This window comes from Paraburkholderia sp. GAS206C (assembly GCF_050435645.1).
GTDB classification, from domain to species: domain Bacteria; phylum Pseudomonadota; class Gammaproteobacteria; order Burkholderiales; family Burkholderiaceae; genus Paraburkholderia; species Paraburkholderia phenazinium_B.
Genome location: NZ_JBNDKR010000010.1, coordinates 279,089 through 302,653 on the forward strand (window position 1 = coordinate 279,089; position 23,565 = coordinate 302,653).

Below are 23,565 nucleotides of genomic sequence, written 5' to 3' on the forward strand. Positions count from 1 at the left end.
CATCGATCGACTGGTTGCTATCTTAGGACGATCCTTCCTCTTTCAGAACAGGCATAATGGCTTAAACATTTTCTTGAAATTCGGAATAATGACGTCTGCTGCCTCTCCGCCATCTGCCGTCAATGAGCGCGAACGGCTCGATCTGCTCGACGTCGCGCTGTTCGTGCGGGCTGCGCTGCTGGCTAATGTATCGGCGGCCGGGCGCGAGTTCGGTTTGTCGGCGGCGGTGGCAAGCGCCCGGCTCGGGCAGCTCGAAAGGCTGCTCGGCGCGCGTCTGCTGCATCGGACCACCCGCCGCATCAGCCTGACGCAGGACGGCGAGGTTTTCATGATGCGCGCCCAGACGCTGCTCGACGCCGCGGCCGCCGCCCGCGCCTCGGTTGGCCGGGCGCAAACCGAGCCGCAGGGGCGTCTGCGGGTGTCGATGACATCGTCGTTTGGACGCCAGCATGTTTCGCCAGTGATCCCCGAATTTCTGCGCCGCTATCCGGGTGTGAGCGTCGATCTGCGCCTCTCCGACCATATCGTCGATCTCGTCGACGCCGGGGTCGATCTGGCAATCCGGCTTGGCGCGTTGAAGGATTCGACGCTGGTGGCAAAACGTCTGGCGGTGAACCGGCGCGTCATCTGCTGCGCACCCGCTTATCTGGCGGAGCACGGCACGCCGCATCATCCGGCTGATCTCGTGCAACACGAATGCGTGATTCTGTCGGACCAGCATACGTGGGCTTTCGAGACGCCGGCGGGGCCGATCGATGTGCGCGTCAGCGGGCGCCTCGCCACCGATAACGGCGAGGTCATCCGCGACGCCTTGCTGGCCGGCTTCGGCATTGCGTTGAAATCGACATGGGATGTCGCGCCTTACCTGCGCAGCGGCAAACTGGTGACGATTCTCGACAGCTATCCGCTCGCCGAGACGGTGGCGATCTGGGGCGTCTATCCGAGCCGCGCATTCGTGCCGCCCAAGACGTTGGCGTTTATCGACTTTCTGGCAGAGCACTTCGGCGATCCGCCGTATTGGGATCTCGAGCCGCGTGAGGCAGACGCTGGGTCCTGAGACCCGGAAAGCGTTGCACCGCGCAGCAACGCTCGCCTCCAATACGCATACCGGCGGCGTGCACTGGCGCAGAACCGGCCTTCATTCCCTTCATTCAATACCCACGCTTAGTGCTTGTTGCCCGCGCCAGACTTAACTTTGCCGCTGGAATTCGCATTGCTGTGCGCATCGTTCTGCGTCTTCTGCTGATACTCGTCGCCACCGCGCCGGTCCGTGTCCTTCAGGCCGCGCTGCAGATCGCTATGGGCCTGCTTGCCGACACGACGCGGATCGTCCTCGTGTTGCGACTCCGAAGTTTGATCGGTTTCGTGCGGCAACGGAGCGGCCTCATCCTGCAACGAACGGGCGTCCTGACTCGCGTGCGGGTCAGCGCTCTTGCCGTGCTTTTGTTGCTTGCCGCCCGCTTGCGACACTTGGGGTGATGTCTTCATCGTGTCCTCCCGTTCCAGTTGGTTTTGACTGCGCCGGCGCATAAGCGTCCGCCGGCTCAATCGGATTTCGCGCCATCGAGGCGCTTCTTCATTGCGGCAGTGATGCGTTGCCGCGTCTTCGCGTAATCCGCCCAAGGGTCTTGCCGCAGCGACTCAAGCCGTTCGTGCAGGTTGGCAATGGTCCATTGATCGCCGGCTGTGGTGCCGGCAACCTCGTCCCACGCGAGCGGTACGGAGACGCCAAGGCCAGGTCGTGCGCGTGCGGAAAAAGCGGCCACGGTGCTCGAGCCGCGGTTGTTGCGCAGGTAATCGACGAAGATCTTGCGCTTGCGGTTCTGCGGACCCATCTTCGCGGCGAAATGTTTGGGCAGCGTGGCCGCCATGTGTTGTGCGACGGCCTGCGAAAACGCCTTCACCTCGTCCCAGCCAGCCTGCTTCGCGAGCGGCACGACGACATGCAAGCCTTTGCCGCCACTTGTTTTGCAGAACGATTCGAGACCGAGTTCATCAAGCAGCGTGCGGGTCAGTTGAGCGGCTTCGATCATCTTGTCCCAGCCGAGCGCCGGGTCCGGATCGAGATCAAACACCATCCGGTCAGGCTTTTCGATGTTCGAAGCGAGCGCGTTCCACGTATGCAGCTCGACTGTGCCCATCTGCGCCGCGCCGATTAGCGCCTTTATCGTGTCGACCGAGATCAGCGGTGGATGGCCAGGATCGAGGCCCGGATGCTGGGTGACGTTCGGAATCGCCAGCTTCTGGCTATGCTTCTGGAAGAACAGCTCGCCGCCGATGTCCTCCGGGGCGCGCACCAGCGAGACCGGCCGATCCTTCAGATGCGGCAGCATCCAGTCAGCAACCGATTCATAGTACTGCACGAGATCGATCTTGCGGGCGCCGGTCTGTTTGTCGATGACGCGGTCTGGGTGAGAGATCCGCACGCCGGCGATCGATGACGGCTCGTCGGCTGCAGGGGTCTTCTTGCCGCGAGATGCGCGGGCCGGTGCGGTCTTGGACGCCGCGGCTTTGGGCGTTGCCGTCCTGGACGTTTCAGCCTTGGACGCGGCAGCTTTGGATGTTGCAGCCTCTGACGTTTCAGCCTTGGACGCTGTGGCTTTAGACGTTGCGCTGTTCCCTGCCGCGTCCTGCTTCACGGTGCGTTTTCCCGCTGCACCCGGTTTCGCGGTTGTATTGGCAGAACGCTCGGTTGGGTTCGGTTGCACATCGGCTCCTTCGCGCGGCGTTTCCCTGACGATCTGCCGCGCCGGTTTATCATTTCGCAAGCTCACGAACGACGCCTGCCGCACGATGCGCTCGTCGGTCCACTCCGCGAAATTGCACTCGCACACGAGCGACGGTTTGACCCAGTGAACGGGCGTGCGACTGCGTTCGCGAGGCACACTGGCGAACGGCATGCGTGAGGTCTCGAGCACATCGAGTTCCTTCTTCACCGAACGCAGCAGCGCCGCATCGAAGCCCGTGCCGACCCGGCCCGCGTACTGCAGTTTGCCTTTGCTATCGTGCACGCCGAGCAGCAACGCGCCAAACGCCGCCCGGCTGCCCGCAGGCTCCGTGTAGCCACCAATCACGAATTCCTGACGACGCCGGCACTTGAGTTTGATCCAGGTCGACGTGCGGCCCGACGCGTAATGGCTGTCACGCCGTTTGCCGATGATCCCCTCGAGCGCCATGTCGCAGGCGCTTTTCAGCAGTTCCTCCGCGCTGAAGGCGAAGTCCTCGGAAAAGCGCAGAACCCGCTCGTCCGTGCCCTCCAGCAGCGCGTGCAGAATGGCGCGGCGTTGTACCAGTGGCACGGCACGCAGGTCGTAGCCGTTCAGATACGGGACGTCGAACAGATAGATCACAATGTCTTGCGGCCGGTTTGCATCGAACGCATTCTGGAGTGCCTGGAAGTTCGGCACATCGTTGTGATCGAGCACGACTGCTTCGCCATCGAGCCATGCGCTCTCGAGTTCGAGTTGCGCCAGCGCGTCGACCTGTTTGCTGAATTTCGCGCTCCAGTCGTTGCCGGCGCGCGTATCGATGCGTACAGGATGCTTCGAGGCGCGATGATCGATGCGCACCAGTACCCGGTAACCGTCGAACTTGATCTCGTACGACCATTCGTCGCCAGGCGGGGCGGCGTCGACCAGTGTCGCCAGTTGCGGCTTGAGCGTGGCGGGCAAGCTGGCTTTCGCCGCGCCCTTGATTGCCGGCGATGCCGCTAGCGTGCGGAGCGACTCCGCGCTGCGGTTGGCGACGATATCGGTTTTTGTCGGGTCGGCCGCATGCGCTTGCGAGGTGGATTTCCGCCCCGCGGTAGTTGTTTTGCTGGCGCGGGTGGCTCGTTTGGCTGAGGTGTGCGTGTCTACGGCATGCTTCTCTGCCGTCTTTCCCACTGCCGTCTTCCCGCCCGTTTTTCCAGCCGCGGCTTTGCGCGCCACGCCGTTGCGTGAGCGAGACGCCGCCGGAGCATCGAGCACACTGCCAGGACGCTCGGCGAGCACATCGAAATCCGCCTCGCTGCGGGCCGCGTCGTCGCGTTCCTTGATCAGCAGCCATTGCTCCTTGTCCCCACTTCCACGCATATGGCTGCGTACCAGCATCCAGCCGCCCTGGAGCTTGTCGCCAGCCAACGTGAACTTGAGCTTGCCTGCCCGATAGGCCTCGTGCGCGTGCTTGAGGCCCCCGTCCGGTTCCCACGTGCCGCGATCCCATACGATTACGGAACCTGCACCGTAATTGCCGGGCGGTATCTCACCTTCGAACGACCCGTATTCCAATGGGTGATCTTCCACATGCACGGCCAGCCGCTTTACCGACGGGTCCAGGCTCGGTCCTTTAGGCACCGCCCAGGACTTCAGCGTGCCATCGAGTTCCAGGCGAAAGTCGTAGTGAAGGCGGCGCGCGTCATGCTCCTGAATCACATAGGACAGCGCGTGCGCCTGTCCGGCCGACGACGCCTTGCGGCGCGCAACCTTCGGGGCGCCCTTGCCTGACGGCTCGGGTGTCTCGTCGAAGCGGCGCTTGCGGTGATAGGGATCAAGGCGGTCGGCCATAGCAGTGCTTTAAAGACAGGCTTACGCAGCGCTACGCTTGCGCGACGCAGCTTCTTTGCGCGAAGCCGCCGCGCGCGCGCCGGTGCTAGCCGCGCGGCGCGTCGTGCCAGTCTTGCGGCGTGGCGGCTCGGCCGCCTCCTCCGCATCATCGTCCTGCGCCGCGGACACTCGCCCTCGCGTTTTGCCCTTGCCACGTCCGAGGCTGCGCTTGAGCAGGTCCGACAGATCGAGAATCTCGGCCGACTGACGCGATTCCTTGGGAGTTTCTACGTCGGTGACCTCTTCGGTCTTGCCCGCCCGAACCTTGCGGTCGACGAGCGCCATGATGTCGTCGCGGAACGTGTCGTGATAGGTCGACGGGTCCCAGCTGTCGCTCATGTCGTCGATCAGCTTTTTCGCCATATCGAGTTCGCGCGCGGTCACTCCCGCCTTCTTCGGGTCCTCGGACGGCAACTTCAATTCATTGTAGTCGCGCACTTCGTCGGCCCAGCGCAGTGTGTTGAGCGCAAGAACCGGCCCAACCGGAATCAGCGCCGCCAGATGCTGCTTGTTGTGCAATACCACGTTCGCGACGCCGATCTTGCCGGACGCCTTCAGTGCCTCGCGCAGCAACGCATAAACCTTCTCGCCCTTGCGGTCGGGCGCCAGAAAATATGGAGTGTCGAGATAGAGAAACGAAATCTCGGGGGCTTCGACGAACGCGAGGATATCGACGGTTTGCGTCGACTCCGGATTCGCCGAGCGGATTTCGTCATCGGACAGGACAACGTACTTATCCTTCTCGTACTCGAAGCCGCGGACGATGTTATCGCGCGTGACTTCCTTGCCGGTCCGCTTGTTGATCTGCCGGTAGCCGATGGGATCGATGGACCGCTTGTCGAGCAGATTGAAGCCGACTTTTTCCGACTGCGTGGCCGGATACAGTTGTACCGGCACGTGCACGAGGCCGAAGCTGATCGCGCCTTTCCAGATCATGTGTGACATCGTGCGCTCCACAAAGGCCGGGATCTTTGACGAAGCAGCAAGCGTGCCACGGAGGCACGGCCGTGGTGGGCCGCGCCAGTGCCCGTGCGGCCCGGCGGCACCTCTCTGGGCGCCCTGTAACTCTTGCGTAAGATCGGCAAAAGCTACGGTCGGGCGGCGCCGCGGGCGGCCTGCGCCGACCCGTTACAATAGCCAGATTTTCCGCGCGCGCCGCGCGCTCCTTCCTGCGTCGACATGAACCTCGTCATCCAAAGCCCCGCGCCGTTGTCCGCCGATCATCATAAGACACTCATCGCGCTTGCGCGTGGCTCGCGCGCCACCGTCATCGATGCGTACGCCATCCGCATTGCCGACGCCAACCCCGCCCAGCGCGCCGATCTCGAGGTTTACTGCGACACGCACTCGCTAGACTTCGCGTTTGTCGAACCCAACCGGCACTTGCGCGACTTCGGCCTGGTGGCAATGGATATGGATTCGACGCTGATCACAATCGAATGCATCGACGAAATCGCCGATTTCTGCGGGCTGAAAGCCGAGGTCGCGGCGATCACCGAGGCGTCGATGCGCGGCGAAATCAAGGACTTCAACGAAAGCCTCACGCGCCGGGTAGCGCTGCTCAAGGGCCTCGACGCCAGCGCGCTGGAACGCGTGTACGACGAACGGCTGCGTCTCTCGCCGGGAGCTGAACAGATGCTCGCCGGGGCAAAGGCAGCGGGTCTGAAAACGTTGCTCGTGTCCGGCGGTTTCACGTTCTTCACGGACAGGCTGAAGGCCCGCCTGGGCCTCGATTTCTCGCACGCGAATACGCTCGAAATCGTCGACGGCAAACTGACCGGCAAAGTAACAGGCGAGATCGTGAACGCCGACGTCAAGGCGCGTACGCTGCGTGAGACCTGTGCCAAGCTAGGCATAGATCCGAACCGGGCGATCGCGATGGGCGACGGTTCGAACGACCTGAAAATGATGGCCGAGGCCGGGCTATCGGTCGCATTTCGTGCGAAGCCAGTGGTGCGCGAAGCGGCCAGCGTCGCGTTTAACCACGTTGGGCTGGATGGGGTGTTGCGGTTGTTTTGAGCTGCTTAAGACGTCGCAACGCGGTAAGTGCGGCGATTCTTAAAAAGAACGCTTCATTCTCAGCAAGCGATACCTAGGCCAACGTACTCAAACTCTGCTCGATATCCGCGCGCAGATCGGCCTCTTCCTCCAGCCCGATATAGAAGCGCACTAACGTGCCTTGATGCGGCCACTGCGCCGCCGTCCGCATCGAAGCGATGTCGTACGGCACCACGAGGCTGTGCGCCCCACCCCAGCTCCAGCCGATCGAAAACAGCTCGAGCGACTCGCAGAACGTGTCGATTTGCGCCGGCGTGTAGCGGCCGTCGAACACGACCGAAAACAGTCCGCCCGCGCCCGTGAAATCGCGTTCGTAGACCTCGTGTCCCGGACAATCGGCAAATGCCGGATGCAGCACCGCCGCAATCTCAGGACGTGTCTTCAGCCACTTCGCAAGCGCGAGCGCGCTGCGGTCATGCTGCTCGAAACGCACCCGCATGCTGGGCAGGCTGCGCAGAATCAGCGAGCAGTCGTCCGCGGAGACGCCGATGCCCATGCGCATGCGCGCCGCTTTCAGCTTCAGATGCACGTCACGATCCACCGTGATGGTCGCGCCCATCAGCACGTCGCCACCACCCGACTGATACTTGGTCAGCGCCTGAAGCGAGATATCGACACCATGATCGAACGGACGGAACGCCAGTCCAGCGGACCAGGTATTGTCGATTGCCGTGATGACGTTGCGGGCACGCGCTGCCGCAGTGATCGCCCGGATGTCGGGCACTTCCATCGTCACCGAGCCCGGCGCTTCGAGCCAGATCAGGCGCGTATTGGGCTGGATCAGGTCCGCAATCCCCGCGCCGATCAACGGGTCGTAATAACGTGCCGTAATGCCGAAATCGCGCGCCAGCCAATCGCCGTGCTCACGGTTCGGCGAATACACGTTGTCGGGGATCAGGACGTCGTCGCCCGCCTTGACGAGGCCAAAGTAGACGTTGGAGATCGCCGACAGTCCCGACGGCTGCAACAGCGCATGATTGCCGCCTTCGATCGCGGCGAGCCGCTGCGCCAGCACGAGGGAGGTCGGCGTCGCATGCAGGCCGTAGCGCCACTGGCCGTCGTTGCGCCAGTCGCACGCCCGCATCGCGGCGAGATCGGGAAACACGACCGTCGATGCGCGCGCCACCGGCACCGATAGCGATTCGAAGCCCGGTGTGACCTGGTCTTCAGCGCGCACGATGCGGGTTTGCAGGCTGCGCTTTGGTTTGGATTGAGTCATGGTGATTTCGCGTAGAGGCAAAACAGAACGGATAGCGCGTGCCGCAACACAGCGCCTAGTCGCCTGTCGACAGGTTGTTCACCCCGTTCACCGTATGCGCGCCACTCGGGGCTGCGGCAGCCGGAGCGGCGGGTGCGGCCGGGGTGGCAGCACCACCGCCAGCGGCCGGCGGCGCCGTTTGCGCAGTTGCAGCAGGAACAGGTTGTCCCGCAGCCAGCGGACGCAAGTCGAACGGCTGCGGATCCGAATCGTCGACATTCATCCGGTCGCCCGCCACCGAACCGTCGGCAGCAAACTTGCCAACCCAGTTGCCGGTGATATGGGTACCGTCGTTCGACTCTTCCACTTCGAGGGTATCGCCGTCGCGATCCCCCGCGATCAGGATCACTTCGCCCGTGTCGGTGTACTGATATTCACCATGCACGCCCGACGGATCGTCGGTCTTCGGTCCGAGGCGTAGCACGATCTGGCGCGAGCCAAGCGTGCCCACCAGGCGCGGAAACTTTGCAAACTCCGGGCTCGGCTTGAGCGGCAACTGGATCGGCGGCGGCGCGGCGAGCTCCTTGACCGCATCGCTTTGTGCCCAGACCTGGGCAGGCATCAAGACGCTCGCACCGGCCAGCAGCAGCATCGCCGCAGTACCGGAGACCCAGCCGCGCAAAGAGGCAGCATTCTTCATTGCTTTCGATTCCAGCATCGTTCCTTTCCTGTTGCACGAGGCGAGGCGCTACGCCTCGCGTCAAATCCGCTCGAAGATCGCCGCGATGCCCTGGCCGCCGCCGATGCACATCGTCACGAGCGCGTAACGCCCGCGAGTGCGCTGCAGTTCGTAGAGCGCCTTCACGGTAATCAGTGCGCCGGTCGCGCCGATCGGGTGGCCGAGCGAAATGCCGGAGCCGTTCGGATTGACCTTCGCGGGATCGAGTCCAAGTTCGTTGCTGACCGCGCACGCCTGCGCGGCAAATGCTTCGTTGGCTTCGATGACATCGAGATCGGCGACCGTCAGGCCGGCCCGTTCGAGCACCTTGCGGGTAGCCGGCACCGGGCCGATACCCATGTACGCCGGATCGACGCCCGCGTGCGCGTACGCGACCAGACGTGCCAATGGCTGCACACCGCGCTGCTCCGCGACGCTGCGCTCCATCAGGACAACCGCAGCGGCCGCGTCGTTGATACCGGACGCGTTGCCGGCAGTGACCGAGCCGTTTTCCTTCGCAAACACCGGCTTCAACTTCGCAAAGTCTTCCGCCGACGGATTCACGCGAACGTGTTCATCCTGTTCGAACACGACGTCACCCTTCTTCGATGCAATCGTGACCGGCAGAATCTGTTCCTTGAAATACCCGTTCGCGATAGCGTGGGCGGCACGACGATGCGATTCGAGCGCGAGCGCATCTTGGGCTTCACGCGTGATGCCGTATTTTTGCGCGACGTTCTCAGCCGTCACGCCCATGTGGATGCCCTGGAACGGATCGTTGAGGGCGCCCAGCATCATGTCGACGAGACGCGCATCGCCCATGCGCTGGCCGAAGCGCGCAGCGGGCATCACATACGGCGCGCGGCTCATGTTTTCTGCGCCGCCGCCGATGGCGATATCCGCATCGCCGAGCAGCACGCTCTGCGCGGCGGAGACGATCGCCTGCAGACCGGAACCGCACAAGCGGTTCACCGTCAACGCAGGCGTATGCTGCGCGACGCCGCCGTTCAACGCCGCGACGCGGGCCAGATACATATCCTTCGGTTCGGTGTGAACCACGTTGCCGAACACGACATGGCCCACTTCGTCGCCCGACACCTTCGCACGCGACAACACCTCACGCACCACGCGTGCGCCGAGATCGGTCGGCGAGAAGTCTTTGAGGCTGCCACCGAAGTCGCCAATTGCCGTCCGTACCCCGCTTATCACTACGACGTCCCGTTGCATTGCTCGCTCCTCCTACTCTCTGATTCACTGATGGTGATCTGGATTGCCACTATTTCAACGACGGTCGCGGACCGCCTGGTTCGTTGTCGTCGCGTCCAGGTGCTCTCGTGCAGATCACGCGCATACGTGCGAGAGAGACGCCTTAAACAGCCTCGGCCAACGCCTGCTCGACCACCGCACGATGGGGAATCGGCGCCACTGCGCCGTAGCCTTGCGTGGACAATGCCGCCGCCACGTTGGCATAGCGCGCCGCGGCAAACGGATCGTCACCCGCGACGATGCGGGCAATAAACGCACCGCCGAAACAATCGCCAGCACCGGTCGCATCGACGGCGTTCACGACGTGACCCGGCACGAGGCGGCGCTCATCCGGCGTGGCCACATAAGCGCCCTGCTTGCCGAGCTTGAGCGCTACCACGCGGGGCCCGAGCGCCAGCAGATAATCGACGATCTCGTCGCGGCCAGTGAGCCCCGTCAGCTCCGTGACATCGTCCCAGCTTGGGAGACAGATATCCGTGTAGCGAATCGCTTCGGCCATCACCGCACGCGCTCGCGCGAGCGGCCACAGCTTGAGACGCAGGTTGGTATCGAAACTGACACGCACACCGTTCGCGCGAGCGTGGCCGATGGCCGCGAGAGCAGCATCGCAGGCACTTACGCTGATGGCGAGACTGATGCCGGACAGATGCACCACCTGGGCCGCGGCAATCGCGTCAAGCGGCAAATCCCGTGGGGCGTAACGACTCGCGGCCGAACCGGCGCGCAGATAATCGAACTGATGCCCGTCCGGGCCGTGCGAGACAAAATAGACGCCGGTGGGCGCGTGGCTATCGACCTTCACCATCGACGTAGCGACCGACTCGCACTGCCACAGATCGAGCAGCAGACGCCCGAAATGATCGTCGCCGACTGCCGACACAAAGCCGGCCGTCGTACCCTGACGAGCAGCCGCGACGCAGAAGTTCGAGGTGTCGCCGCCAAACCCCTGCAGATAGTTCGGCTCGTCCTTCGACGCCTGGTTGAATTCGACCATTGCCTCGCCGAGCGCGAGGACTGCCGGGCTCGCGGACGTAGGCATGGCTTACACCTCGCCCCACAGATCGTGGCCATCCGCACCGCTGATCTTCACCGAGACAAAATCACCGACCTTGTAGCGCTTCGAGGCCTTGGTGGTGGGCGCGATATACACGACCCCGTCGATCTCCGGCGCATCCGCTGCCGTGCGGCCGATGCCGCCGTCGGTATTGATCTCATCGACCAGCACCTTCAGCGTCTTGCCGACCTTGCGGGCGATGCGCTTCGCCGACACTTCCTCGGCGACTTCCATGAAACGCGCGCGGCGTTCTTCACGCACTTCGTCGGGCAACGCACCGTCCAGTTCGTTGGCCGTGGCGCCCTCAACCGGCGAGTAAGCAAAGCAGCCAACCCGATCCAGTTCTGCTTCGCGGATGAAATCGAGCAGCGTCTGGAAATGCTCTTCGGTCTCACCAGGAAAGCCGGCGATGAACGTGCTGCGGATGGTCAGATCCGGGCACATCTCGCGCCATGCGCGCACGCGCTCAAGCACTTTTTCGGCATTGGCCGGGCGCTTCATACGCTTGAGCACTTCGGGATGCGCGTGCTGGAACGGTACATCGAGGTACGGCAGCACGTGGCCTTTGAACGGGCCTTCGGCCATCATCGGGATCACTTCGTCGACGCTTGGGTACGGATACACATAGTGCAGGCGCACCCAGGCGCCGTATTGCGCCGCCAGTTCGCCGAGTGCGCCGACGAGATCGGTCATGCGCGTCTTGATCGGCTTGCCGTTCCAGAAACCGGTGCGGTACTTCACGTCCACGCCATACGCACTCGTGTCCTGCGAAATCACCAGCAGTTCCTTCACACCGGACTTGAACAGGTTTTCAGCTTCAAGCATCACGTCAGCGACCGGACGCGACACGAGGTCGCCGCGCATGGACGGGATGATGCAGAACGTGCAGCGATGGTTGCAGCCTTCGGAAATCTTCAGATACGCGTAGTGGCGCGGCGTGAGTTTCACGCCCGCAGCGGGCACGAGATCCACGAACGGGTCGTGCGGCTTCGGCAGGTGGTTATGGACCGCCTGCATCACTTCGCCCAGCGCATGCGGACCGGTGACGGCCAGCACCTTCGGATGCACCTCTTCGATCAGGCCTGAGCCGCTCGCGCTCTTCTTCGCGCCGAGGCAACCGGTGACGATCACCTTGCCGTTTTCGGACAGCGCCTCGCCGATGGCGTCGAGGCTTTCCTGGACCGCTTCGTCGATGAAGCCGCAGGTGTTGACCACGACCAGATCGGCGCCGTCATAGGTCCCCGAGATCTCGTAGCCTTCGGCGCGCAGTTGCGTGATGATCTGCTCGGAGTCGACGAGCGCTTTCGGGCAGCCGAGGGAGACCATGCCGATTTTAGGAGCAGATCCCGCCTTCGCCTTTGATTCCAAATGGTTTTTCACTGATACACCGTACTTGTGGGGGTCGTGGCGCACCGCGCCGCGAAGGCACTATTCTACCGTGCCATGTGTCCTCGACGTCCCCTCGTCGGAATATGACCGCGACGCTGAAGTTGGTTGTGAAATGCAACACCCGGTAAAGCCGGGCCGCCGCGACGATGCCTAAGCTAATGCGGCCGTGCTGGCCGTTGCCTCGTCGTCGCCTTTCTCAACTCCGTCTGCGTCCACCGCCGCATGCCATTCGACATCCAGGCCGTGCAGCGGCACATGGACCGGAGTCTGAACTGGCGGCACCACAAAGAGATCGGCCGACGAACGCTTCTGGTGTTTGTCGGACACCCAGACGCTCCAACCTGCGTCGACCTTAAATTGAAGCTTTTTCAGACGCTTGCTGTAGCGGCGACGAGCGACAAGATCGCGCCCATTCACATGGACTCCCGAGACGTGGCCAAAACAGTAAACCGATGACGCGATCGGGAAGATAAGCGCGCTGCACAAGACATCGGTCAGCTGGAGACCGACGTGGTTGTTACTCACACCGAACGTCGGCAACTCGATCACACGGTCAAATGGATCGCCTTTCGCCCGGTACTTTTGAGTAAAAATCGAATGCGCAACCTGGTCGTTCAGTTGCGTAGTCCTAAAGTCGGCAATCACAAAACCTTGCGAGTCCTTGTGCTTCAGAAACGACTGGAAGGCCTTGCATGCATACTGCACCGATTGAGTATAGGTCTCGCGCGACTTGAACGGCATAGCTACACCCTTTATCCAGACCGACGCGAGAACCCGACAGCTGTAGCGCTCAAGCAGTCCCAACGTATCGTCGATAAACCGCAATTGCGTTCGGGCTTTATGGCCTTTCTTCCGGATCGCACTTCGAAGATCAGAGCCCTTGACCTCTTCTCGCACGTCGTCGAGTAGATGAGGCGAAGTGAACGACCCCGGGAAGTACGTGCGCTTCAACGTGAGAAACTCACGCGTGAGGAGCGGGAGCGCCTCTTGATGAACGACCAGTCCTGCGACTACAAGCAAAGGCTGAATATCCGTTTTCCTCGCGGGCAAAGGCGCACTGCATCCTGCCTCGTCGATGTAACAGATATACGACACTTTTGCCCCCGGAAATGAAAACAGCCGCTTTGAGCGGCTGTTTGGCGGCGTATCGCCGTATTTGTCGCCAGGTTGCCCCGTTCGACGATTGATTGAGCTACGGCCCAATCATTTGGAAAATGGTAAGCGCTCGACGCAGCGGCGTCAATCCCTCCGATTGGCCAACCGCCTCTACGTTTGCTCCACGAATCCCGCAGTTTTATTCTTTGGCGTGACCGCGCGAGCGCTCGAGCGCACGCCGAAACAAACACCGGATCATGCATTGTCTCGCTCGTCACGTCGCCGGCGCAGTCAACCAGCTTTGCCGCTCAACCAGCAGCTATCGCCAGCGCGACGCCAATCCAGGCGCGTCGCCCCCTACTTCTTCTCCGGCTCCGGATCCGTCTGCGGATTGGCCGGCGTAAACGGGAACGTGCTGAACATCGACTTGGCCTGATTCTGCATCTGCTCCTGCATCTGCACGAACATGTTCTTCGACTGCTCGATATAGCTGGTCATCATGCCCTGCATCATCGGCGCCTGCATGTTCATAAACTGCGACCACACCTCGGGGTTCATCGCCTTGCCTTCATACAGGTTCTTCGACTGGTCGGCGAGCTTGGCCTGAATGTCGATGAACGCCTGAATGTTCTTCTCGAGATACGTGCCCATCATCCCCTGCATCGCGTGTCCGTAGAAACGGATGATCTGCGAGAGCATCGACGACGAGAACATCGGCAAACCGCCGCTCTCTTCTTCCAGAATGATCTGCAACAGAATGGCGCGCGTCAGATCCTCGTTGCTCTTAGCATCGATGACCTTGAAATCCTCCTGGTCCAGCACGAGCTGCTTGACGTCCGTCAGCGTGATGTACGTGCTTGTCTCGGTATCGTAGAGCCGACGGTTCGGATATTTCTTGATGAGTCGTTCGGCAGTTTTCTTTGTAGTAGTGGTCATTTAACGCCTTTGAGCGCCATTGAAGCGCAGAAACGGCGCTGTCGCATCCGCAATCGGGCCATGATTGCAGATGCGAGACGCCGCCGGAAAAACCTGAACCATGTGGCGCCCCGTCTTGCGACAGAGCACCTCACGGATCAGCCCATGTGCAGACCGCCATTCAGCGAGAAATCGGCTCCCGTAGAAAAACCCGATTCGTCCGACGCGAGCCACGCTACGATCGAACCGATCTCATCCGGCTGGCCAAGACGGCGCACCGGAATCGTCGCAACGATCTTTTCCAGCACATCGGGACGGATCGACTTGACCATATCCGTGCCGATGTAGCCAGGCGAAACGGTATTGACCGTCACACCCTTGGTGGCGACTTCCTGAGCCAGCGACATCGTGAAACCGTGAATGCCGGCCTTTGCCGTCGAGTAGTTGGTTTGCCCGAACTGGCCCTTCTGCCCGTTCACCGACGAGATGTTGATCACGCGCCCAAAGCCGCGCTCGACCATACCATCGATCACCTGCTTGGTGACGTTGAACAGACTCGTCAGGTTGGTGTCGATCACCGCCGTCCAGTCTTCATGCGTCATCTTGCGGAACACGACGTCGCGCGTGATGCCCGCGTTGTTGACCAGCACGTCGATTTCGCCGACTTCGGCCTTCACCTTGTCAAACGCCGCCCGCGTCGATTCCCAGTCGCCCACATTGCCTTCCGAGGCGATGAAGTCGAAACCGAGTGCCTTCTGCTCTTCGAGCCATTTGACCCGGCGTGGCGAGTTCGGGCCACAGCCTGCGACGACCTTGAAGCCTTCCTTATGAAGACGTTGGCAAATGCTCGTGCCGATGCCGCCCATCCCGCCCGTTACATACGCAATTCGCTGTGCCATAAACCACACTCCATTATCGTTTTTCCGAGGCGCCGACCGGCAGCCTCTTTCCTCGCCTTTACTGCATCATCTCCGCTGCCGCCGGGCGACCGGCCGGCGAGGCCGTCATACACCGCGCGCCGCTTCACCCCTCACCGCGGATGAAGCGCCCGCGCGGCAATCCTGCTCCGGGCAGGCGCGCTCAGAACCGCTCGACTGCCAGCGCCACGCCCATGCCGCCGCCGATACACAGCGACGCCAGCCCCTTCTTCGCATCTCGCTTCTGCATTTCGTGCAGCAGCGTGACGAGAATCCGGCAACCGGACGCGCCGATCGGATGGCCGATCGCAATCGCACCACCGTTCACGTTGATCTTCGAGGTGTCCCAGCCCATTTGCTGATGCACGGCGAGCGCCTGCGCAGCAAACGCTTCGTTGATCTCCATCAGATCGAGATCGGCCGGAGTCCAGCCCGCGCGTTCGAGGCAACGGCGCGACGCCGGCACCGGGCCCATACCCATCACCTTCGGATCGACGCCGGCGTTGGCGTAGGCCTTGATGCGTGCCAGCGGCGTGAGGCCGAGCGCGTCGGCTTTCTTGGCCGACATCACGAGCACCGCGGCGGCGCCGTCGTTCAGGCCCGACGCGTTAGCTGCCGTCACCGTGCCTTCCTTCGAGAAAGCAGGCTTCAGACTGGCGAGCGACTCGGCGGTCACGCCGTGGCGCACAAATTCGTCGGTGGCAAAACGCAGCGGCTCGCCCTTGCGTTGGGGAATCTCGACCGGCACGATTTCGTCGTCGAAACGGCCCGACTTCTGCGCGGCTTCCGCCTTGTTCTGCGACAGCGCCGCAAACGCGTCCTGCTGCTCGCGAGTGATGCCGTATTCCTTCGCGACGTTCTCTGCCGTGACACCCATGTGGTACTGGTTGTACACGTCCCACAGGCCGTCGACGATCATGCTGTCGATCAGCTTGGCATCGCCCATGCGGAAGCCGTCACGCGAGCCCGGCAGTACGTGCGGTGCGGCGCTCATGTTTTCCTGGCCGCCGGCCACCACGATGTCGGCGTCGCCCGCGATGATGGCGTTAGCCGCCAGCATCACAGCCTTCAGACCCGAGCCGCAGACCTTGTTGATCGTCATGCCGGGCACCGCCAACGGTAGCCCCGCCTTGATCAGCGACTGACGCGCCGGGTTCTGGCCGGAACCGGCCGCGAGAACCTGCCCCATGATGACTTCGCTGACCTGCTCGGGCTTCACGCCCGCGCGCTCGAGTGCAGCGCGAATCACGATGGCGCCGAGATCGGGTGCAGCGGTTTTCGCCAGCGACCCACCGAATTTACCCACTGCCGTACGCGCGGCCGATACGATCACTACATCAGTCATTTCAATTTCCTCCGGACGCTACGGCCAGTTGCTCCGCCGCCCGTCAAGTTAAAAATCCATTCAACTGCTCAACGCCGCTCGCGTCCCATACCGACTCACTAACCGAACCCCGCGTGTCACTCTTTTTGCATCACATAGCGCCCGGGCGCTGCCTCGATCACCGGATGCTCGGCCGAGCCCGCTGTAGCGCGCGCCTTGACCTTCTTGCCGCCATACTGATCGAGCCAGCGGGTCCACTCGGGCCACCAGCTGCCCGGTACTTCCTCGGCCTGATCGAACCAGTCGTCCGGACTCTCCGGCAAGCTCTTGTCTTCTGCCTTGAGCACCCAGTAATTGCGCTTGTTCTTGGCCGGCGGGTTGATCACACCCGCGATATGTCCCGAGGCACCGAGCACGAACTCGAGCGGCCCGCTCAGCAACGGCACCGAAGCATAGGCCGTGCGCCACGGCACGATATGGTCTTCCCGTGAGCCGTAGATGAAGGTCGGCACATCGATCAGCGACAGGTCCACCTTCTCGCCGCAGACGGTCAATGCATTCGGTTCGCGCAGACGATTCTCGAGATACGTGTTGCGCAGGTACCAGACGTACATCGGCCCGGGCAAGCTGGTCGAGTCGCTGTTCCAGTACAGCAGGTCGAACGGCATCGGCGTGCGACCCTTCAGATAATTGTCGACGACATAGTTCCACACCAGATCGTTCGGGCGCAGGAACGAGAACGCGTTGGCGAACTCGATGCCGCGCATCAGACCCGGTTGCGTGCCGTTCTTGCCGCCGATAGTCTGCTCGCGCATCTGCACATGGGCTTCGTCGACGAACACATCGAGCACACCCGTGTCGGAGAAATCGAGCATCGCGGTGAGCAGCGTCATCGAGGCAGCGGGATGTTCGCCGCGTGCCGCGGCGACCGCGAGCGCCGTGGCGAGCATCGTGCCGCCGACACAAAAGCCGAGCGTGTTGATCTGCTCGCGTCCACTGATCTGACGAACGGTCTCGATTGCGGTGAGCACACCTTCGTCGGTGTAATCGTCCCACGTCTTATGCGCAATCGATGCATTCGCATTGCGCCACGAAATCAGGAACACCTGGTGCCCCGATTCAAGCCCGTGAGCGACCAGCGAATTCTCCGGTTGCAGATCGAGGATGTAGAACTTGTTGATGCAAGGCGGCACGATCAGCAACGGCCGCTCGCGCACGCTCGCCGTGCGCGGCTTGTACTGGATCAACTGGATCAGGTCGTTCTCGAACACGACCGATCCTTCAGTGTTCGCGAGATTCCTGCCGACCACGAAACTCGATTCGTCGGTCTGCGAGATCTTGCCGCGTTTCAGATCGCTCAACAGATTGCTGACGCCTTGACGCAAGCTTTCACCTCGACTCTCGAGCAATGTCTTCTGCGCTTCCGGATTCAATGCGAAGAAGTTGCTCGGCGAGGTGGCTGCAGTCCATTGCTGAACCGCGAAGCGGATGCGCTCGCGCACCTTCGGTTCGGTGTCGAGCGCTTCGACCAGTTCCTGCAGGTAACGTGCGTTAAGGAGATACCATGCGGCCGTGAATGCGTAGGCCGGCGCGGCACTCCACGCATCTGAACTAAAACGGCGGTCTTTGAGTTCGGGGGCTTTCGACTTCGAGTCCGCCGATTGCTGAAGCAACTGCATCGCTTCACGCGAATAGTCGGCTTGCAGTTTCTGCAGACGCTCCGCAGGGATCGCCGCAGTAGGCAACTTCAGACCGGCAAACTGGCCCATGGCTGCGGCCGCGTTGCTGAAGTCGGGCATGGCCGGCATGGCAGGCATCTGCGGCATCTGAAAGGCCGCAGCCTGACCCGCGCCAGGCACACCGAGCGAGCGCCATGCATTCATCCACGCATCGAGTAACTGCTGCGCACCGGCTTGTTGCTGGGTACGCTCCGCTGTGGAGTCCGTGCTTGAGGAAGTCGAGGATTGTGATGCTGCCATACCTGCTTTTGACCGGTGAGTCCTCGCGGACGGTTGAGAGGCAGGTTTCTAGCGCACGTGGGCGATTGCTCGCGACCTCGTCACGCCCTGTCCCGTGTGTGGGGGACATTCTTGCTCCCCATCGCAAGGCATGTCAATGCTTGTTCCCGATTTTGCCGCAGTGCGATATTTTTTTAATTATCGTTTTCCCCATGTATTTCATTGCACTAATGGAATGCCCTTGAACGAATCGACAGGAAATGTAAAAGGCCCGTATTACAGGGCCTTTTTATGCATTTAACGCTGGACGTGACAACGATTTTCAGCCGGCTCGATTGCACGCGGGTTAACCGGCGCATGCACTTCCGGCGACGCAACAAATAATCATGTCCGCCCCCCGAACAAACCCTGATGAATCCCGCTCGCCGTGGCTGCCACGGGCATGAATGAGCCGGTATCGTCAGTCGGCAAGCCAGATCATCGCGGCCATACGGCCTGTTATGCGATCGCGCCGGTATGAATAAAAGCGCTCGCGTTCGGTCACCGTGCAGAGATCGCCGCCGCCAATCTGCGTCACGCCGAAACGTTGCAGGCGCAAACGTGCCAACGCGGGAAGATCGGCGAGATATTTACCGGGTGAATCGGGACGCGGCACAAATGCCTGAGCGGTGGCTTCGCGTTGCGAACCGTCGACATCATTCATGAAGGCGTCACGCACGTCTGCCCCGACCTCGAATGCGTCTGGCCCGATCGACGGGCCCAGGTATGCGTGTAGTGAGCCGGGTTGCGCACCCGCCAGCTCGGCCACGCGCAGGGCGGTCTTTTCGACCACGCCTGCAGCGAGGCCGCGCCATCCCGCGTGCGCGGCGCCCACCGCGCGGCCTTCGGCATCGCATAACAGGACGGGCATGCAATCGGCGATCATCACGACGCAGATCGTGCCGGGCCGGTTCGTCACGCTGGCGTCGGCGCGGACGAGCGGCGCGCCTGCGCGGGCCTGCTCGAGCACTTCGTGCGCGTCGACCACTTCGGCGCCATGAATCTGTTCGAGCCAAGCCGGCTCGGCGCCGTCGGTCAACACCCGCAGACGGGCACGGTTCTCGACGACGCATAACGGATCGTCGCCAGCCAACCGGCCGAAATTCAGGCCGCCCACCCGATCGACGCCGTCGCTCCAGCGGCCATACGGCGGCAAGCTGACGCCGCCGTTGCGCGTGGTCACCAGCGCGCGCACGCGTGGCGGCGCCTGCCAGCCGGGTTGAAGCACGTCGGCCCGGGTCAGCTCCGGGAAAGTGGATGCAGGCGGTGTCGATTCAGGCTGGTTCATGCGCGGTCGTCCTCATCGTTGCCATCGTCGCCACCGTGCTCATGGTCGTCAGCTTCGTCGTCTTCGTCAGCTTCGTCCTCGTCGTCGAGAAATGCTTCGTAACCTTCCGCTTCCTCGTCTTCGTAATATGACTCGTCGAACTCGCCCGCCTCGTCACGGCCAAGTCCAAGCGCTGCCGACAGCGCCGCCATGTCTTCCGGCACCTCGGCGCGCCACTGCATGTCACGTCCTGTCCGCGGATGAATCAGACCGAGGCGCCACGCATGCAGCGCCTGGCGCGCAAAGCCGTCCGGCAAAGGCGTGACCGAACGCTTGCCGCGCGCGCGTCCATAGACCGGGTCGCCGAGCAACGGATGACCAATGTGCGCGCAATGCACACGAATCTGGTGGGTCCGCCCGGTTTCGAGATCGCAGTGGATCGCCGACACCGGCTGCCGCTGCCAGATAGCTGTGTCGACACGCCGGAAATGGGTGCGTGCGGGTTTGCCCGCAGCACTCGTGACCACCGCCATGCGGGTGCGCTCGCGCGGATCGCGGCCGATCGGCGCATCGATGGTGCCCTCATCAGGCATGTTGCCCCACACGAGCGCGAGATAACGGCGCTTGACGGTGCGCGCCTGCAGTTGCCGTACGAGGTCGGTCTGCGCTTCGAGCGTGCGCGCCACCACCATCAAGCCCGAGGTTTCCTTGTCGAGACGGTGCACGATGCCGGCGCGCGGCAAACCGGACGCCGCCTCGCCGTAGCGGTGCAGCAAGCCGTTCAGGATGGTGCCGCTCCAGTTGCCGGCAGCCGGGTGCACGACCATGCCGGCGGCCTTGTTGATGACGACGAGGGTGTCGTCCTCATAGACCACGTCGAGCGGTACGGGCTCGGGCGTGAACGCAAGCTGCTCAGGCAGCAGGTCGGGCACGAGCTCGATCTGCGCGCCGAGCGGCACCGGTTTGCGGATCTTCGCGGGCTCGCCATCCACCAACACGCGCTCCGCCTCGATCCAGCTTTGCAGACGGTTGCGCGAAAACTCCGGAAATACCTTGGCGAGCACCTTGTCGAGCCGCTCGCCGGCCAGTTCGTCGGGCACGGTCACCACGCGAGGCGTGTTGTCCACGGCTTTGCTGGCCACCTTCGGCACCTCGCTCCCGGCCTGATGGGGCACGAGCGCGTCGCCGTCAAGATCGTCATCTAACGAATCACTACCCAACGCGTCGGAGGGGTCAGCGCTTGGGCTATAATCTTTGTTGCTATTCCGGGCCCCTGCAGAGGGATCCGGATTATTTGATCGGGTCATTGAGTCTGGGTCACCTGGACGTAAAGCTAGACTGGAAAATGCGAGCCTTGAACACCATTACTGAATCGGCCCAAAAGACGGCGGCCTACAAGACGGCAGCCCAGACGACAGTCTGGACGACTGTCCGACGCATGGCCTCCCGGGTGGCACGGTATTTTGCGTGCGCCGCGGCCATTGCGATTGTGGCGGCCTGCCATGGCCTGCCGGAAAAGACCGATGAAACGGCTACCTGGCCGAACGCCAAATTATATACGGAGGCACAGGACTCCCTGTCCAACAAGGACTGGGGCAAGTGTGCGAAATACTTCGAAATGCTTGAGGGTCGCGATCCGTTCGGTCACTTCGCCCAGCAGGCGCAGATCAACGTGGCCTACTGTAACTGGAAAGACAGCGAGAACGACGCAGCCAATCAGGCTATCGACCGCTTCATCCAGTTGCACCCGGATCATCCGGATATCGCCTACGCGTATTACCTCAAGGGCATGATCAACTTCAACGACGACCTCGGTCTGTTCGGCCGTTTCTCCGGCCAGGACATGAGCGAGCGCGATCCGAAGTCGCTGCGCGAGTCGTATGACGCGTTCAAGGTGGTGGTGGACAAGTATCCGAACAGCAAGTACGCACCGGATGCTGCACAACGCATGCGCTACATCGTGAACGCGCTGGCGTCGCACGAAGTCCATGCAGCGGATTACTACTACCGTCGTGGTGCGTATGTCGCGGCAATCAACCGTGCGCAGCTTGCCATCAAGGATTACCGCAATGCGCCCGCGATCGAAGACGCACTGCACATCATGATGCTGTCGTATGAAAAGCTGAACCAGCCGCAACTGGCCGACGACACGAAGCGCATTCTGGCGGGCACATTCCCGGACAGCCCGTACATCACCGGCCATGCGCGGCCTGGCACGGAAAAATCGTGGTGGCAGTTCTAAGCCGCATGCCTTGCGAGCGGCGCCGGATCTGATCCAGATCCACGCGTGATGAAAAAACGCCATGACTTTAAGGTCATGGCGTTTTTGTTTGTGCTTTTCGTTTGGTTCGTACAGCTGGATTATGCTGGCGTCCGGAGCGCGTTTGCGCCGGTGCAACGCAAGGCCAGCCGGTCATCAGGTCAGTCGCGCTCGAACAGCGCAATCGACTCCACATGCGAGGTATGCGGGAACATGTTGACCACGCCCGCTCCCTTGAGCCGGTAGCCTGCCTCGTGCACGAGCAGACCCGCATCGCGAGCGAGCGTCGACGGATTGCAGGATACGTAGACGATGCGCTTCGGCAGCGGACCATGACCGCTCTGCGCAATTTCAGCCAGTGCTTTCGATACCGCCAACGCGCCTTCACGCGGCGGATCGATCAGAAATTTATCGAAATGACCGAGCGCGCGCATATCGTCGGCGGTGACTTCGAACAGGTTGCGGCAGGCGAACGACGTGTGCCCTGCCACGCCGTTTTCCCCGGCATTCGCCAGTGCTCGTGTGGTGAGCACTTCACTGCCCTCGATCCCCACGACTTCCTTCGAAATCCGCGCAAGTGGCAACGTGAAATTGCCGATACCGCAGAACAGATCGAGCACGCGATCGGTACGCGAGGGCGCCAGCAGACGTAGCGCACGCCCCACCAGCACGCGGTTGATCTGGTGATTGACCTGCGTGAAATCAGTCGGCTTGAACGGCATGCGGATGTCGTACTCCGGCAGCGTGTAGTCGAGCCGGGCGTCGAGCGGATAGAACGGCACCACTGAGTCCGGCCCCTGCGGTTGCAGCCAGAACTGCACGTTGTGGGCATCGGCAAACTCTCGCAGCAGTTGTTCGTCGGCCGCGTTGATCGGCTCCAGAATGCGCAGGACCAGCGCCGTCACGGTTGAACCAACTGCCAGTTCGATCTGCGGCATACGCTCTCGAATCGACAGGCCTTCGACCAGCCGGCGCAGCGGCACCAACATCGCCGAAACGTGCGGCGGCAGCACCTCGCAAGAGGTCATGTCGGCGATAAAGCTGCTCTTGCGTTCGTGAAACCCGACCAGCACACCGCCCTTCTTCGCCACGTGCCGCACGGTAAGACGCGCCCGATAGCGATATCCCCACGACGGACCGTGAATCGGCCGGTACACCGTTTCGGGCCGCAGCTTCGCCAGATGCGCGAGATTGTCTTCGAGCACGCGCTGCTTCACGGCGATCTGCGCGCGTACATCGAGGTGCTGCATGGAACAGCCTCCGCAGGTGCCAAAAAACTGACACTGCGGTTTGGTGCGAAGCACGCTCTCGCGCAGCACGTCGATCACTTCGGCCTGTTCGAAGCTCGGTTTCCTGCGATAGCTCAAATAAGTGACGCGTTCGCCAGGCAACGCGCCCTCGACGAAAATCACCTTGCCCGGCGTACCGTCTTCGTTGACGGTCCGGCCTACGCCACGCGCCTCCATGTCGAGCGATTCGACTTCGAGAATCGGGGCGATAACAGGCACAACGGACACACCCGCC

Annotated in this window: 19 protein-coding genes; 3 read left to right on the forward strand and 16 right to left on the reverse strand. The window is 62.2% G+C overall.

Features of this window, described 5'->3' with window-relative positions; all coding sequences use genetic code 11:
• Positions 1-88: 88 nt before the first annotated feature.
• Positions 89-1,057, forward strand: a complete 969-nt coding sequence (locus P3T20_RS28000; RefSeq protein ID WP_074264793.1) for a LysR family transcriptional regulator — start codon at positions 89-91, stop codon at positions 1,055-1,057.
• A 107-nt stretch (positions 1,058-1,164) separates the two neighbouring features.
• On the opposite strand, the gene P3T20_RS28005 is transcribed toward P3T20_RS28000, so the two are convergent.
• The 3 genes from P3T20_RS28005 to P3T20_RS28015 are packed head-to-tail and all read right to left on the reverse strand — an operon-like array spanning position 1,165 to position 5,528.
• Positions 1,165-1,488, reverse strand: coding sequence for a hypothetical protein (locus P3T20_RS28005; protein WP_429288466.1), 324 nt, complete (start codon positions 1,486-1,488; stop codon positions 1,165-1,167).
• Positions 1,489-1,544: 56 nt separating this feature from the next.
• Positions 1,545-4,544 (reverse strand): DNA ligase D, encoded by a 3,000-nt coding sequence (gene ligD, locus P3T20_RS28010; protein WP_074264794.1) that lies wholly within the window; start codon positions 4,542-4,544, stop codon positions 1,545-1,547.
• Between the two features lie 21 nt (positions 4,545-4,565).
• On the reverse strand, positions 4,566-5,528 hold the full coding sequence (locus tag P3T20_RS28015) for a Ku protein (protein WP_429288467.1): 963 nt from the start codon (positions 5,526-5,528) through the stop codon (positions 4,566-4,568).
• Positions 5,529-5,762: 234 nt separating this feature from the next.
• Here P3T20_RS28015 and serB point away from each other — a divergent pair, with 234 nt between their 5' ends.
• The gene (serB, locus tag P3T20_RS28020) at positions 5,763-6,602 is read left to right on the forward strand and encodes a phosphoserine phosphatase SerB (protein ID WP_074264796.1); all 840 of its coding nucleotides are present in this window, start codon (positions 5,763-5,765) and stop codon (positions 6,600-6,602) included.
• A gap of 73 nt (positions 6,603-6,675) precedes the next feature.
• Here the strand turns inward: serB and P3T20_RS28025 are convergent, their stop codons facing one another.
• The 12 genes from P3T20_RS28025 to P3T20_RS28080 all read right to left on the reverse strand — a co-directional run bounded on the left by P3T20_RS28025 (position 6,676) and on the right by P3T20_RS28080 (position 21,088).
• Positions 6,676-7,860: a cystathionine beta-lyase gene (locus P3T20_RS28025; protein WP_074264797.1), complete on the reverse strand. Its 1,185-nt coding sequence runs from the start codon at positions 7,858-7,860 to the stop codon at positions 6,676-6,678.
• Positions 7,861-7,915: 55 nt separating this feature from the next.
• The gene (locus tag P3T20_RS28030; RefSeq protein WP_074264798.1) at positions 7,916-8,557 is read right to left on the reverse strand and encodes a hypothetical protein; all 642 of its coding nucleotides are present in this window, start codon (positions 8,555-8,557) and stop codon (positions 7,916-7,918) included.
• Between the two features lie 42 nt (positions 8,558-8,599).
• Positions 8,600-9,784 carry a beta-ketothiolase BktB gene (gene bktB, locus P3T20_RS28035; protein WP_074264799.1) on the reverse strand — a complete coding sequence of 395 codons (1,185 nt, stop codon included), beginning with the start codon at positions 9,782-9,784 and terminating at the stop codon, positions 8,600-8,602.
• A 142-nt stretch (positions 9,785-9,926) separates the two neighbouring features.
• The gene (locus P3T20_RS28040) at positions 9,927-10,862 is read right to left on the reverse strand and encodes a sugar kinase (RefSeq protein ID WP_074264800.1); all 936 of its coding nucleotides are present in this window, start codon (positions 10,860-10,862) and stop codon (positions 9,927-9,929) included.
• A 3-nt stretch (positions 10,863-10,865) separates the two neighbouring features.
• Complete coding sequence (rimO, locus tag P3T20_RS28045; RefSeq protein WP_217272822.1) at positions 10,866-12,203, reverse strand: 30S ribosomal protein S12 methylthiotransferase RimO; 1,338 nt, start codon at positions 12,201-12,203, stop codon at positions 10,866-10,868.
• Between the two features lie 213 nt (positions 12,204-12,416).
• On the reverse strand, positions 12,417-13,361 hold the full coding sequence (locus tag P3T20_RS28050) for a DUF3800 domain-containing protein (RefSeq protein ID WP_074264802.1): 945 nt from the start codon (positions 13,359-13,361) through the stop codon (positions 12,417-12,419).
• Positions 13,362-13,718: 357 nt separating this feature from the next.
• A complete protein-coding gene (phaR, locus tag P3T20_RS28055; protein ID WP_074264803.1) occupies positions 13,719-14,297 on the reverse strand; it encodes a polyhydroxyalkanoate synthesis repressor PhaR in 579 nt (192 codons plus the stop codon).
• A 137-nt stretch (positions 14,298-14,434) separates the two neighbouring features.
• Positions 14,435-15,175 carry a 3-ketoacyl-ACP reductase gene (locus P3T20_RS28060; protein ID WP_074264804.1) on the reverse strand — a complete coding sequence of 247 codons (741 nt, stop codon included), beginning with the start codon at positions 15,173-15,175 and terminating at the stop codon, positions 14,435-14,437.
• 181 nt (positions 15,176-15,356) lie between these two features.
• On the reverse strand, positions 15,357-16,538 hold the full coding sequence (locus tag P3T20_RS28065; RefSeq protein WP_074264805.1) for an acetyl-CoA C-acetyltransferase: 1,182 nt from the start codon (positions 16,536-16,538) through the stop codon (positions 15,357-15,359).
• A gap of 116 nt (positions 16,539-16,654) precedes the next feature.
• Positions 16,655-18,400 carry a class I poly(R)-hydroxyalkanoic acid synthase gene (gene phaC, locus P3T20_RS28070; protein ID WP_074264806.1) on the reverse strand — a complete coding sequence of 582 codons (1,746 nt, stop codon included), beginning with the start codon at positions 18,398-18,400 and terminating at the stop codon, positions 16,655-16,657.
• Between the two features lie 535 nt (positions 18,401-18,935).
• Positions 18,936-19,802 (reverse strand): peptidoglycan editing factor PgeF, encoded by an 867-nt coding sequence (gene pgeF / locus P3T20_RS28075; protein ID WP_429288468.1) that lies wholly within the window; start codon positions 19,800-19,802, stop codon positions 18,936-18,938.
• Complete coding sequence (locus P3T20_RS28080) at positions 19,799-21,088, reverse strand: RluA family pseudouridine synthase (RefSeq protein WP_074264808.1); 1,290 nt, start codon at positions 21,086-21,088, stop codon at positions 19,799-19,801. Before P3T20_RS28080 ends, pgeF begins: the two co-directional genes overlap by 4 nt.
• 38 nt (positions 21,089-21,126) lie before the next feature.
• Here P3T20_RS28080 and P3T20_RS28085 point away from each other — a divergent pair, with 38 nt between their 5' ends.
• Positions 21,127-22,023, forward strand: a complete 897-nt coding sequence (locus tag P3T20_RS28085; RefSeq protein ID WP_074264809.1) for an outer membrane protein assembly factor BamD — start codon at positions 21,127-21,129, stop codon at positions 22,021-22,023.
• 179 nt (positions 22,024-22,202) lie between these two features.
• On the opposite strand, the gene rlmD is transcribed toward P3T20_RS28085, so the two are convergent.
• Positions 22,203-23,558 carry a 23S rRNA (uracil(1939)-C(5))-methyltransferase RlmD gene (gene rlmD, locus P3T20_RS28090; protein WP_429288508.1) on the reverse strand — a complete coding sequence of 452 codons (1,356 nt, stop codon included), beginning with the start codon at positions 23,556-23,558 and terminating at the stop codon, positions 22,203-22,205.
• Positions 23,559-23,565: the final 7 nt, after the last annotated feature.